Origin of the sequence: Pseudomonas sp. BAY1663 (assembly GCF_000582595.1) — a bacterium.
Classification (GTDB): Bacteria; Pseudomonadota; Gammaproteobacteria; order Pseudomonadales; family Pseudomonadaceae; genus Stutzerimonas; species Stutzerimonas stutzeri_AF.
Genome location: NZ_AZSV01000112.1, coordinates 1 through 12,038, shown reverse-complemented (window position 1 = coordinate 12,038; position 12,038 = coordinate 1). Strand labels below are relative to the sequence as shown.

General features: G+C 67.4%; 8 protein-coding genes and 2 pseudogenes. 7 read left to right on the top strand and 3 right to left on the bottom strand.

The genetic code is table 11. The features are described from left to right. Positions 1-115 precede the first annotated feature (115 nt). Positions 116-1,363, top strand: coding sequence for an MgtC/SapB family protein (locus BAY1663_RS20545; protein WP_037044471.1), 1,248 nt, complete (start codon positions 116-118; stop codon positions 1,361-1,363). Positions 1,364-1,574: 211 nt separating this feature from the next. On the opposite strand, the pseudogene rmuC reads toward BAY1663_RS20545, so the two are convergent. Then, positions 1,575-2,815, bottom strand: a pseudogene (gene rmuC, locus BAY1663_RS20540) (DNA recombination protein RmuC). Between the two features lie 355 nt (positions 2,816-3,170). After that, a pseudogene (locus BAY1663_RS20535) lies at positions 3,171-3,517 on the bottom strand (sel1 repeat family protein). 558 nt (positions 3,518-4,075) lie between these two features. On the opposite strand from BAY1663_RS20535, the gene BAY1663_RS20530 reads away from it, so the two are divergent. Genes BAY1663_RS20530 through BAY1663_RS20520 form a run of 3 tightly spaced genes read left to right on the top strand, consistent with a single transcriptional unit; the run spans position 4,076 to position 7,200 of the window. Further along, entirely contained in the window at positions 4,076-6,625 is a 2,550-nt protein-coding gene (locus BAY1663_RS20530; protein WP_037044469.1) for a YdbH domain-containing protein, read from the top strand. Positions 6,626-6,655: 30 nt separating this feature from the next. After that, entirely contained in the window at positions 6,656-6,847 is a 192-nt protein-coding gene (locus BAY1663_RS20525) for a YnbE family lipoprotein (protein ID WP_037044466.1), read from the top strand. 8 nt (positions 6,848-6,855) lie between these two features. Then, the gene (locus BAY1663_RS20520) at positions 6,856-7,200 is read left to right on the top strand and encodes a YdbL family protein (RefSeq protein WP_037044464.1); all 345 of its coding nucleotides are present in this window, start codon (positions 6,856-6,858) and stop codon (positions 7,198-7,200) included. Between the two features lie 161 nt (positions 7,201-7,361). Here BAY1663_RS20520 and BAY1663_RS20515 read toward each other — a convergent pair whose 3' ends face one another. Continuing rightward, positions 7,362-9,725 carry a DNA polymerase II gene (locus BAY1663_RS20515; RefSeq protein ID WP_164838482.1) on the bottom strand — a complete coding sequence of 788 codons (2,364 nt, stop codon included), beginning with the start codon at positions 9,723-9,725 and terminating at the stop codon, positions 7,362-7,364. 277 nt (positions 9,726-10,002) lie between these two features. Here BAY1663_RS20515 and BAY1663_RS20510 point away from each other — a divergent pair, with 277 nt between their 5' ends. From BAY1663_RS20510 to BAY1663_RS24190, 3 genes are all read left to right on the top strand, one after another. Continuing rightward, complete coding sequence (locus tag BAY1663_RS20510; RefSeq protein WP_051497194.1) at positions 10,003-10,305, top strand: hypothetical protein; 303 nt, start codon at positions 10,003-10,005, stop codon at positions 10,303-10,305. Next, a complete protein-coding gene (locus tag BAY1663_RS20505; RefSeq protein ID WP_037044459.1) occupies positions 10,302-11,864 on the top strand; it encodes a PepSY domain-containing protein in 1,563 nt (520 codons plus the stop codon). The genes BAY1663_RS20510 and BAY1663_RS20505 overlap by 4 nt, the downstream gene beginning before the upstream one ends. A gap of 1 nt (position 11,865) precedes the next feature. Continuing rightward, on the top strand, positions 11,866-12,038 hold a 173-nt coding region (locus tag BAY1663_RS24190), incomplete at its 3' end, for a DUF3325 family protein (protein WP_128576417.1).

The following is a 12,038-nucleotide window of genomic DNA, read 5'->3' as shown; positions in this document are numbered from 1 at the left end:
CCAGTCCGGTATCCCCCCACGAAGATCCAAGCACGAATAGCTTGCGCCCAAGCAAACCCACGCTCCGAGAGACAGTTACACTGATGGCCAACTGCACCCTCCAGCATGGTGGCCAATGACCCTGGAATTCCTCCTCAACCTCGCCACGGCACTCGGCGTCGGCCTGCTGATCGGCACCGAGCGCAGCTGGAGCGGTCGCGACAGCGTCGGCCAGGAACTGGTAGCCGGTATCCGCACCTTTGGCCTGGTCGGCCTGTTCGGCGGTCTCGCGACCCTCAGTGTCGCCCATCTCGGCGTCCTCGCCTGGGCCACGATGTTCGCCATGCTGGCCTTGCTGGTGACCGCCGGTTACGTGATCGATGCCCGCAGCAGCGGCGACCACGGCATGACCACCGAGGTCGCATTGCTGCTGACCTTCCTCCTCGGCAGCCTGGCCGTCGCCGAGAGCCGGCAGTTGGCCGCAGCCTGCGCCATCGTGGTGGCGTTACTGCTGAGCCTGAAAGCGCGTCTGCACCAGGCCCTGCAGCGGCTCAGCGAAGCCGAACTGGGTGGCGCGCTGAAGATGCTGTTCATCTCGGTGGTCCTGCTGCCGGCGCTGCCGGACCAGGGCTATGGCCCCTGGCAAGCGCTCAATCCCTATACCACCTGGATGATGGTCGTACTGATCGCCGGCATCGGCTTCGCCGCCTATGTGGCGATCCGCATCCTCGGTACCCGCCATGGCCTGATGGTCACCGCCCTGCTCGGCGGCACCGTCTCCTCCACCGCGATGACCATGACCCTCGCCCGCCTGAACTCGGCGGCACTGCGCCCGGCGTTGGCGGCGGGCCTGCTGGCCACTTCGGCGTTGATGTTCCCGCGGATACTGCTGGAGGTCGGGCTGGTCAATCCGGCGCTGCTTCCCGGCCTCGTCGTCCCCCTCGCGTGCGCGGGCGCCGTCTACGCCGCCGGCGCGCTCCTGTACTACCTGCGTGCCGCGCGCAAGCCCGAAGATCCGGCGGAGCCACCACTGAAGAACCCCTTCGAGCTGGGCCCGGCACTGCGCTTCGCCGCGCTGCTGGTGATCATCCTGCTGCTGGTGGAAGGCGCGCGGCGCTGGCTCGGCGATGTCGGCATCTATCTGGTTTCGCTGCTCTCGGGGCTGACCGACGTGGATGCGATCACCCTGTCGCTGGCCAACAATGCCCAGGGTGAACTGAGCCACGAGGTGGCCGTGCGCGGTATTTTCCTCGCCGCATTCAGCAACAGCCTGGTCAAGGGCATGCTGATCGCCATGATCGGCGGCCGCGAACTGGCCCTGCGCACGCTGCCGGTCATGGCTGCCGGCCTGCTCACCGGCCTGGCGGTTCTGCTGCTGCGCTGAATGCGTGACGTTGGGCTTCGCTGGCGCTCAGCCAACCTACGCGCTGCCGCTTTTCATGGGCTTGGCCCAAGGCGATGCTTTTCAAGCTCCAGGCTTTGGGCAGCCCTTCGGCCTGCATCGCCGTGAGGTCGCGCCTCTCACCGGGTTCGGCGGAAATCGCTGCTCTTGTGGGAGGCCCGGCCTCGGGGCGATGCTTTTCAGGCTTCAGGCTTCAGGCTTCAGGCTTCAGGCTTTGGGCGGCCCTTTGGCCTGTATCGCCGCGAGGGGGCACCTCGTCCACCAGGTCCGCCCCTGCCCGCTCCAGCCAGTCGCCGGGCAGGCGTTTGCTCGCCCGCGCGCCCAGCGACTTGAGCTGCTCGGCACGCCCGACCAGGTTGCCCCGGCCGTCGCTGAGCTTGTTGCGCGCCGATAGATAGGCGCGATCCAGCTGCTGCAGGCGGTTGCCGATCTCGTCGAGATCCTGGATGAAGGCCACGAACTTGTCATACAGCGCACCGGCCCTCTCGGCGATCTCGCGGGCATTCTGGCTCTGCCGCTCCTGCCGCCAGAGGCTGTCGATCACCCGCAGCGTCGCCAGCAGCGTGGTCGGACTGACGATCACGATATGCCGGCCGTAGGCTCCTGGAACAAGTCGGGATCGGCCTGCAGCGCCGCCGCGAAGGCAGCCTCGATGGGCACGAACAGCAGCACGAAGTCCAGGCTCTGCAACCCTTCCAGGCGCTGGTAGTCCTTGAGCGACAGCCCTTTCAGATGGCTGCGCAGCGACTGCACGTGCTGCTTGAGCGCCAGCGCGCGGCTGCCTTCGTCCTCGGCGCAGGTCAGCGCCTGGTAGGCCGTCAGGCTGACCTTGGCATCCACCACCACCTGCTTGTCACCGGGCAGGCGGATCAGCACGTCCGGCTGGAAACGCTCGCCGTCGGCACTCTTCAGGCTGACCTGGGTATGGTACTCGCGGCCCTTCTCCAGCCCGGCATGTTCCAGCACCCGCTCGAGCACCAGCTCGCCCCAGTTGCCCTGGGTCTTCTGTCCCTGCAGCGCCCGCGTAAGGTTGGTGGCCTCGTCGCCGAGACGCTGGTTCAACTGCTGCAGCCGCTCCAGTTCGCGCGCCAGGGAAAAGCGCTCGCGCGCCTCGTTCTGATAGCTCTCCTCGACGCGCTTCTCGAACGCCTGGATGCGCTCCTTCAGCGGCTCGAGCAACTGCCCCAGGCGCTCGTGGCTGGATTCGCTGAAGCGCTGCTCGCGCTCGTCGAATATCTTGCCGGCAAGTTCGGCGAACTGCGCACGCAGCTCATCGCGCGCGGCCTGCAGGTCCTCCAGACGCTGCTGATGCGTGTGCTGCTGCTCGCGCAGCTCGGCATCGACCGCCGCGTGGGCGGCGCTCAGGCGGCGCAGCTCGGCCTGCTGGGCATCCCGTTCGGCTTGCAGGTCGGCGATGCTCTCCTGGCTTTCCATACGCTGCGCGCGCAGCAGCTCGGTCTCGCGACGCAATGCCGCAAGCTCGGCCTGCTGCGCGGTCTTGATGCCATTCAGCTCCGCCAGCTCGACACGACAGCCATCCAGCTGGGCGCCCAGGCCTTCCTGGGCCAGCCCGGCCTGCCTGAGCCGCTCGTCGAGCAGAACCTGTTCCGCCTCGCGGCGGGCAAGGCGGCGCTGCAGGTAAAGACTCAGCGCCGCCAGCACGGTACAGGCGATCGCCAGGCCGGCCAGCAGATAAAGAGGATCGAGGGACATGAAAGGCTCCGGCGAGATTGCCGGGCAGTATAGCGAGCGGCGGGGAGACGGTCAGGCGACGGAGACGGTGCGACGCTCAGCGCTTGACCTGTTGCAGGAAGCCGGCGGCCTCCTGGGAACCTGCGCGGCGGCCTGCTCGAGCCAGAGCCGCGCCTTGGCCGGCTCGTGGTGCTGCGGCTGGCAATACAGGCGGCCAAGCTCCAGCTGCGCCTGGCAATCGCCGGCACGGGCCGCCTGGCGCAGCAGTTCGAGGCCGATGCGCCGGTCCCGCTGGCTGGCGCACTCGCAGCAGAGCAGGCGCCCCAGCCGGCTCTGCGCCTCGACCACGCCCTCACGCGCCGGCTGCTTGAGCAACCGCCCGGCGATGCGCTTGACGCCCTGATTGCGCCCCAGGTGCTGACTGTCGAGCAGCCACAAGGCCATGCGCAGCGGTAGACGCGAGGCGGAAGTGGAGGCGGCCAAGGAAGCGGAGGTCGGGGTGCGCATTCTCATACACATCAGTGGGGCTGAATGAATAAGGCCGCGCACTCTACACCTTTTTTTCGAGAGTGAAAGTCTTGTCAAAGCCGAAAAAATTAGATCCGGATCACAGCGAAAATTAATCCACAGAAGCTGTGGATAAGTCAGTGGACAATCAGCATACAAACTTCCCTATCCCACGTGACATGGGGGCTGCGCTTAAACTGGCGTTTTTTCGCCAACTAAAAAAGTTCTTATTTTTCAATCGCTTAATAAAGATCTATAGAGCAATGTGATTTGCGGCTGTTTGTCATAAGCCCTTGACAGAGCCGTTGCGCAAATGTGCACAAGTTCGGCGCACAGCGCTCGAAGCGGCTTGGATCAAGGGCTGCAGCGATTCTCGGGGCCGCGAAACCGGAACTTCCGGCCCACGTCACGGTCGGCCATCGCCCCACCCTGGAGCGCAATCGCCCAAGGCTCATGTGCGGCTATGCTGTAGGCCTTCATCCCTTGGTAGCGGTTATGACGAAACGGCCGAGCCTGCTGCTGCGAGCGCTCCTGATATTGCTGGTACTGGCCATGGCGGCTGGTGGCTACGCCTGGTCCCGCTGGGAAGCCTTCAAGCGCGAACAGGGCATTGTACAACTCGATTGGCAGGGGCTGCGGCTGTCCAGCCACGGGCTGGCGCTGCAACGATTGCGCTATGCGCAGGAAGATCGCGAAGGAACCCGGCTGGCGCTCGAAGCCCGCGACCTACAGTTGGAAATCGCCAGCCTTTTACAACCGTTGCCTGCACGCTCACTACAGATCGCCCAACTTTCCCTCGACTGGCATTCGCCGCCAAAGACTCCCGAGCGCGCCCCCGAGGCCCCGCCGGACTGGCAGCGCCATACACGCTGGGCAACCCTGCTGCCGAAGCAGTTGGAAATCGCGGCGTTGCAGCTCAGCCTGCCCTGCGCCAAGGGGCGCTGCGACGAACGGGGTGCATTGCGGCTGCAGCATGCCGGCGAGCCGCTGCTACCCCTGAGCGCGCGCCTGGATCTGCAGCGCAACGAACATCGACTTTCCCTCCGCGCCAGCGCCGAACACGACGGCCCGGCCACCCAGCTCGAACTGGAACTGTCGATCGACGACCAGCGCCGCCTGGAATCGCGCAGCCAGCTAAGTCACGCGGACAAAGCACGGCACTGGAGCGGCACCCTGGCCATGGGTAGCCTGCCCGAAGCGCCCTGGCTGCTGGACTGGCTCGGCGACTGGCTGAGCTACGCGCCGATCCCGCTGCCGGACTTGCCGGAAGAGATGCGCCTGGGCGCCGGCTGGGCACTGGAGCTGCCGCAGCAGCTCGACTGGCGCGCCATCGCCGGCGAACTGCGCCTGTCGGCACAGCTGCCGGCATTCTGGCCGCTCGTCGGCATCGGCCAGTTGCAGGGCCGGCTCGACCTCGCCGCGCGCGGGCAGGACAGCCTTTGGCTGCCGACCGAACTGCAGGCCGACCTGCAATTGCGGCCGGAGCCGACGCTGCTCGCCGCCCTGCCGCCAGCGCTGCGGCCCGAGCAGCTGCATCTGAAGATCGAACCCAGCGACGGCGACGCGGGCAACGGCCGCCTCCCCTTGCAACTACACCTGAGCAGCCAGGGCGCCAGCACGAGCGAATTGCGGGCACGCCTGCAGCTGGCCACGGCGGCGCCCTATGCGCTGGACATCGAGCAGGCGCGCCTGCAGTTGCGCAGTGCCCGCCTGCAACTGGACCCCCTGGCCCTGCGCGATCTGGACGCCCGCCTGAATTTCTCCGGCCAGGTTGCTCCCGAGCGCGTCCAGCTGCAGCTGCAAACCGGCTCGTACATCGGCCTCGCCAGCCTGGCGAGCGCAGAACTCTCGGCCAGCCAGCTTCGCACCGAGCTGTCGCAACTGCGCCTGCAGGCCGAACTGGGCCAGACGCGGCCGGCCGTCTGGGCCGTGCAGGGCCCGGCCGAGCTGCGCATCGGCCGCCTGCAGCATCCGCAGCTGCACCCCCAGGGCTGGCACTGGAGCGGCCAGTTGCAGGTCGATCCCGGCCAGCTGAGCACAGTAGGCCCCTTGAACAACGATGCCGGCCTGGCCCTGGCCATCAACCTCACCAAGCCATGGGCCGGCCCGCTCGAGGTCAGCGGCAGGCTGCCGGAAACCTTCCTGCGCGCCGGCAACCCGCTCGCCCGCAGCCTCACGGCCTGGCCTGCGCTGCTCGAACTCACCAGCGGGCGCCTGCAAGGCAGCGGCCGACTGAGCCTGCCGAGCGGCAACGGCGCCCCCTCGGCGAGCCTCACCCTGGACGCCAGGGGCCTGGCCGGCATCTTCGACCGCAGCGAACTGGCCGGCCTCGATGCGCGCCTGGCCGCCAGCCTGCAACGCAATCGCCTGCAAATCGACATGACCGAGCTGCGGCTGGCGCAGCTCAATCCCGGCTTCACCTTCGGCCCGCTGCTGCTGCGCGGCCAGTACCACGCCGACCTCGACCGGCCGGCGCAAGGCCGACTGAGCTGGCAGACCGCCGAGACCGGCATCCTCGGCGGCAGGCTCTGGCTGGATGCGGCGAGCCTCGACCTGGGCGCCACGCAGCAGCGGCTCGACGTCCATCTGCAAGGCGTGCAATTGCCGCAGCTGCTGGCTGCCTACCCGGCCGAAGGCCTGAGCGGCAGCGGCATCATCGACGGCCAGTTCGAACTGCGCCGCAACGCACAGGGGCTCAGCGTGGACCGGGGTAATCTCGCAGCCCGGGCGCCCGGCGGCGTGCTGCGCTTTCGCTCGCCGAAGATCGAGGCGCTGGGCCAGGCCAACCCGGCGATGAAGATCGTCGCCGAAGCGCTGCACGACTTTCACTACGACCTGCTGAGCAGTGACGTCCGCTATGATGAGAACGGCAAGCTGAACCTCGGCCTGCGCCTGAACGGCCGTAACCCGGCGCTGGAGGGCGGACGTCCGATCAACTTCTCGATCAACCTCGAAGAGGACATCCCGGCGCTGCTGACCAGCTTGCAACTGAGCGACCGGGTGAGCGAAACCATTCAACGTCGGGTACAGGAACGTCTCCGGTAAGAACCGTTCAAGACAAAAGGAGAGACCGCCATGCGGTTGCGCCAATCGCTGATCATCCTGCTGCCGGCCCTGCTCGTCGGCGCCTGCACGCCGCGGGTGGAACTGGCCGTGCCGAACGAGCCGATCAACATCAACCTGAACGTGAAGATCGAGCACGAAATCTACATCCGGGTGGACAAGCAGCTCGACTCGATCATCAACGAAGACAGCGGACTGTTCTGAGGAAAGCCATGAGAACCTACCTGAAACTGGGAAGCCTGCTGCTGGCGCTCTGCCTGAGCCTGCCCGCCGCCGCCATGACGCTCAACGAAGCCATGTCCGCCCTGGGCGCCGCCAAGGCCAGCGGCCTGCTCGGCGAGAAACCCGACGGTTATCTCGGCGTGGTCAAATCCAGCGGCGACGCCGAGGAGATCGCCAGCCAGATCAACCAGGCGCGCCGCGCCGAATACCATCGCGTAGCCAAGCAGAACGGCATCAGCGTCGGCGACGTCGAAGCCATCGCCGGCAAGAAGGCCATCGAGAAGACACCGGCAGGGCAGATCATCCAGTTGAACGGCAACTGGGTCAGGAAATGAGCCGAGCGGCCGGCGGCCAGGCAATTGCCATATGAGGTGGAACGCCGCGCAGCATTTCCACCGGGCCGCGTGCAAGCCCGATCGCGAGCAAGCTCGCGCCTACACAAGCGCCGCTCCTGTAGGAGCCGGCTTGCCGGCTCCTACAGGAGCGGCCGGCCCCATCAGAACAACCCCAGCTGCCCATCGATCAACGATGAAAAATCGTCGCCCACGAACGGCAGGATCGCATCCGCCACCGGCTGCAGCTGGCGCGTCACGTAATGGTCGTAGTCGATCGCCGCACGCCGGTTCTCCAGCGGCTCGGGCCCGGCGACGGTGATCAGGTAGCTGATCCAGCCACCGTTCTGGTACTGCCGCGGCCGGCCCTGGCGGTCGTTGTACTCGTCGGCCTGGCGCGCCGCGCGCACGTGCGGCGGGACGTTGCGCTGGTAGTCGTCCAGCCGCCGGCGCAGGCGCTTGCGGTAGACCAGCAGTTCGTCAAGCTCGCCCGCCAGGGTGCGGCGCACGTAGTCGCGCACGTAATCCTGGTACGGCTGGCGGTGGAAGATGCGCAGGTAGAGCTCCTGCTGGAAGCGCTGGGCCAGCGGCGACCAATCGGTGCGCACCGTCTCCAGGCCCTTGAAGACCATGCCGTCGCTGCCGTCCGGCAGGGTGACCAGCCCCGCGTAACGCTTCTTGCTGCCTTCCTCGGCACCGCGGATGGTGGGCATCAGGAAGCGCCGGAAATGCGTCTCGAACTGCAGCTCCAGCGCACTGTCCAGGCCAAGATCGCACCGCAGCCGTTCGCGCCACCAGTCGTTGATGTAGCGCACCAGCTCGCGGCCGATGCGCGCGGCCTCCTCGTCGGCATGCGCGCGGCGCAGCCAGACGAAGGTGGAGTCGGTATCGCCGTAGATGACCACGTGCCCCTGCGCCTCGATCAGTTCCCGGGTACGGCGCATGATCTCGTGGCCGCGCAGGGTGATGGACGAGGCCAGGCGCGGGTCGAAGAAACGGCAGCCGCTGGAGCCGAGCACGCCGTAGAAGGCGTTCATGATGATCTTCAGCGCCTGCGCGAGCGGCTTGTCGTGCTCGCGCTTGGCCGCCTCGCGCCCCTGCCAGACACGCTCGACGATCGCTGGCAGGCAGTGCCGGGTGCGCGAGAAGCGCGCCCCGCGAAAACCCGGCACCGCGTCGCCATCCACCGGCTGGCGCAACCCTTCGATCAGCCCCACCGGGTCGATGAGAAAGGTGCGGATGATCGAGGGGTACAGGCTCTTGTAGTCGAGCACCAGCACCGATTCGTACAGGCCGGGCTGCGAATCCATCACGAACCCGCCGGGGCTGGCTTCCGGCTGCCGCTCGCCCAGGTTCGGCGCGACGAAACCCTGGCGATGCATCAACGGCAGGTACAGGTGCTCGAACGCGGCCACCGAACCGCCGCTGCGGTCGGCCGGCAGGCCGGTGACGGTCGCCCGCTCCAACAGGAAGGTGAGCAGTTCGGTGCTGGCGAAGATGCGCGTCACCAGTTCGCAGTCCTTGAGGTTGTAGCGGGCCAGGGCCGGCTTGTCCTCGGCGAACATGCGGTCGATCTCCGCCATGCGCTGGTAGGGGTTGTCGATCGCCTTGCCCTCGCCGAGCAGGGTCTGCGCGACGTTCTCCAGGCTGAACGAAGGGAAGCTCCAGGTCGCCGAGCGCAGCGCCTCGATGCCGTCGATGATCAGCCGTCCCGCCGCCGCGGCGAAGAAATGGTTGCGGCGGCTGCCATGCTCGCGCCATTCCATCTCCGCGCCGTCGCGTCCCAGGCGCAACGGCACCTGCAGGCGCAGGGCATGCTCGCGCAGCACGCGCAGATCGAACTGCACCAGGTTCCAGCCGATGATCGCATCCGGGTCGTGGCGGGCCAGCCAGTCGTTCAACCGCTCGAGCAACTCGGCGCGCGTCTGGCAGTAATCGAGGCGGAAATCGAGCGCGGCACCTTCCCCGTTCGCCGACCCGAGCATGTACACCTGCCGCTCGCCGCAGCCTTCCAGGGCGATGGAATAGAGATCGCCATAGGCATTGGTCTCGATGTCCAGCGAAACCAGCCTGAGCACGGGCCGGTAGTCCGGCGCCGGTTTCAATTGCACGTCGGCCAGCATGGCGCCTTCGCCCGGGATGCCGTCGAAGCGCACCGGGGCGGTGATGAAGCGCTCCATCAGGTAGCGCTCCGGCGGACGGATATCGGCCTCGTACACATCCACCCCGCCGCTACGCAGCAACCGGGTGCAGTCCAGCAAGCGACGGTGTTGCCGGCAATACAGGCCCAGCACCGGGCGGTGGCGGAAGTCGCGCAGCGCCAGCGGGCGCAGCTCGGCGTCGCGCTCGCGGCGCAACAGGGCCTCGGCCATGGCGCGCTGTTCCTCGGGGATGAAGGCGACCGAGAGCTGCCGGGGCAGGCGAATGCAGCGGGCACCCGCATCGGTCGCCAGCCAGAAGCTCACTTCCGTGCCGTCGGGGGTATCGCGCCAATGCCGGGTCAGAATGAAACCCCGGGGTAGGTCCAACATCGCAGTCTCTGTCTGGGCGTAGCCCGGGATTCTACCGGCACTGCGGCCACCAGGCGCGGTCGGCCTGCGATGTCGGCGACGAGATTCGCCGCGCAATGCGTCAAGCACGCGCAACGCGTGTACAATCATTCGCATTTGCAATTGGAGCCTATTCGTGCAGCTCGCTGGTCGCGGGCCTGGCGGTGGACTTCCGAACGACGCGCGACGAGCCTGATGCCAGCCGGCATCGGGCTTCGTGCTATCTGAGCCATACATTCATTGCAGAGAAAGCGGCATGACCCGACTCGCCCCACCTGACCGAAGCCGGACACCGGAGATCGCGGCACGGACCGCGCTGGCCATTTTCGGTGGGTACGCCTTCAGCTACGGTTTCACCGCCGCCCTGGCGCGGCTGTTGCCCATGGCGCGCGTCGATGCGGCAGTGGTGGCCACGCTGCTCTCGTTCGTCATCTACCTGCTGTTCATCCTCTGGGCCTTCTCGGCCCGCTCCCTGCGCCGGGTGCTGATCGGCGTCCTCAGCGCACTGCCGTTGGCGGCCATCGGCTTCTGGCCGCAGCTGCTGGAGAAGCTGGGATGAAGCCAAAAACCCTCACCCAATCGCTGTCCTGGCTGCATACCTGGAGCGGGCTGATCTTCGGCTGGCTGCTGTTCGCCATCTTCCTCACCGGCACCCTGGCGGTGTTCGACAAGGAGATCGACGCCTGGATGCATCCGGAGTTGCCGACCCGGGCCATCGACCAGGCCGAAGCCGCGCAGCGCGCGCTCGATTACCTGGCGGCCGAACACCCCGGCGCCAGCAGCTGGAACATCGGCCTGCCCACCGAGCGCTCGCCGGGCCTGAGCGTATCCGCCGGCGAGCAGCGACGTGGCGGCGGCCAGTATCTCGATCCGCACAGCGGCAAGCCCCTCGAGGTGCGCGAAACGGCCGGAGGCGGTTTCTTCTTCCGCTTCCACTTCACCCTCGAGATGCCGCGCAACATCGGCATCTGGATCGTCGGCCTGGCGGCGATGGCGATGCTGGTGGCGCTGATCGGCGGCATCGTCATCCACAAGAAGATCTTCAAGGAGTTCTTCACCTTCCGCCCGGCCAAGGGCCAGCGTTCCTGGCTCGACGCGCACAACGCCAGCGGCGTGCTGTTGCTGCCGTTCCACCTGATGATCAGCTATACCGGCCTGGTGATCTTCTACCTCATCTATATGCCGGCGGCGATGGATGCACTGTTCGATGGCGATCGCGATGCCCTCTTGCGCGAACTGCGCGGCACACCGGCCGAGCAGCAGGTCGGGCCGGACCGGCAGGCGGCATCCGCAGCGCGCGGCGAGCGCCCGGCCAGCGAGCCGGCGGCGCTGACGGCACTGGGACCGCTGCTGGCCGAGGCCGAGCGCATCATCGGGCCGGTCGCCGGCCTGTCGATCCAGAATCCCGGCCGCAGCGATGCGCGCATCGAGCTGCACCCGCTGCTCGGCAACCGCATCGAGCTGAGCAAGGGCCTGGGCATGCAGTTCGACGGCGTGACCGGCGCGGTATTGCGCATGCCGAGGCAAAGCCGCCCCAGCCAGCTGACCCAGGGCGTCATGGCCGGCCTGCACTTCGCCCAGTTCGGTGGTTATCCGATGCGCTGGCTGTATTTCCTCTGCGGCCTGGTGAGCTGCGCGATGATCGCCACGGGGCTGGTGCTGTTCACCGTCAAGCGCCGTCGCCGCCACGCAGCCGAGGGTGCCATCGGTGCCCTGCTGTACCGTACCGCCGAGCCGCTCAACGTCTGCGTGATGGCCGGCCTGGCGGTAGCCTGCGTGACGCTGCTCTGGGCCAACCGCCTGTTGCCGGTGGAGCTGGCGCAACGCAGTGGCTGGGAACTGCGGGTGTTCTTCCTGGCCTGGCTGGCGAGCCTCGGCCATGCCATCGTCCGCCCCCGGATGCGGGCCTGGCGCGAACAGCTCGGCCTGGCGGCGGCGCTATGCCTCGGCCTGCCGTTGCTGAACCTGGGCAGTACGGTCCAGGGCAGCCATTTCTGGCTGGAGGCCAGTGCGGTGGCACTCGGCGCGCTGCTGGCCTGGGCCAGCTGGAAAGTCGGCCAGCCGCCCCAGGAACGCCCGCCACGGCGCGCGGCCAAGCCCCTGCTGGAGGCCAATTGAGATGAACCTTGCATTGCTCGCCGCCCCGCTGCTGGCCTATGCCGGCATGCTCGGCCTCTGCCTGGGCATGGAGCGCCACTGGAAACAGCTCGCCAACCCACGCCTGCCAGCGGCGGGCCGGCGCCTGTGCCGCCCGCTCGGCGCCGGCCTGCTGATCCTCGCCGGCTACGCGGC

What these genes read in the sequence shown, in the direction of transcription:
- BAY1663_RS20545 (WP_037044471.1), top strand. Translation starts at nt 116, where the DNA reads ATGACCCTGGAATTCCTCCTCAACCTCGCCACGGCACTCGGCGTCGGC.
- BAY1663_RS20525 (WP_037044466.1), top strand. Translation starts at nt 6,656, where the DNA reads ATGCGGTTGCGCCAATCGCTGATCATCCTGCTGCCGGCCCTGCTCGTC.
- BAY1663_RS20505 (WP_037044459.1), top strand. Translation starts at nt 10,302, where the DNA reads ATGAAGCCAAAAACCCTCACCCAATCGCTGTCCTGGCTGCATACCTGG.
- BAY1663_RS20510 (WP_051497194.1), top strand. Translation starts at nt 10,003, where the DNA reads ATGACCCGACTCGCCCCACCTGACCGAAGCCGGACACCGGAGATCGCG.
- BAY1663_RS20520 (WP_037044464.1), top strand. Translation starts at nt 6,856, where the DNA reads ATGAGAACCTACCTGAAACTGGGAAGCCTGCTGCTGGCGCTCTGCCTG.
- BAY1663_RS20530 (WP_037044469.1), top strand. Translation starts at nt 4,076, where the DNA reads ATGACGAAACGGCCGAGCCTGCTGCTGCGAGCGCTCCTGATATTGCTG.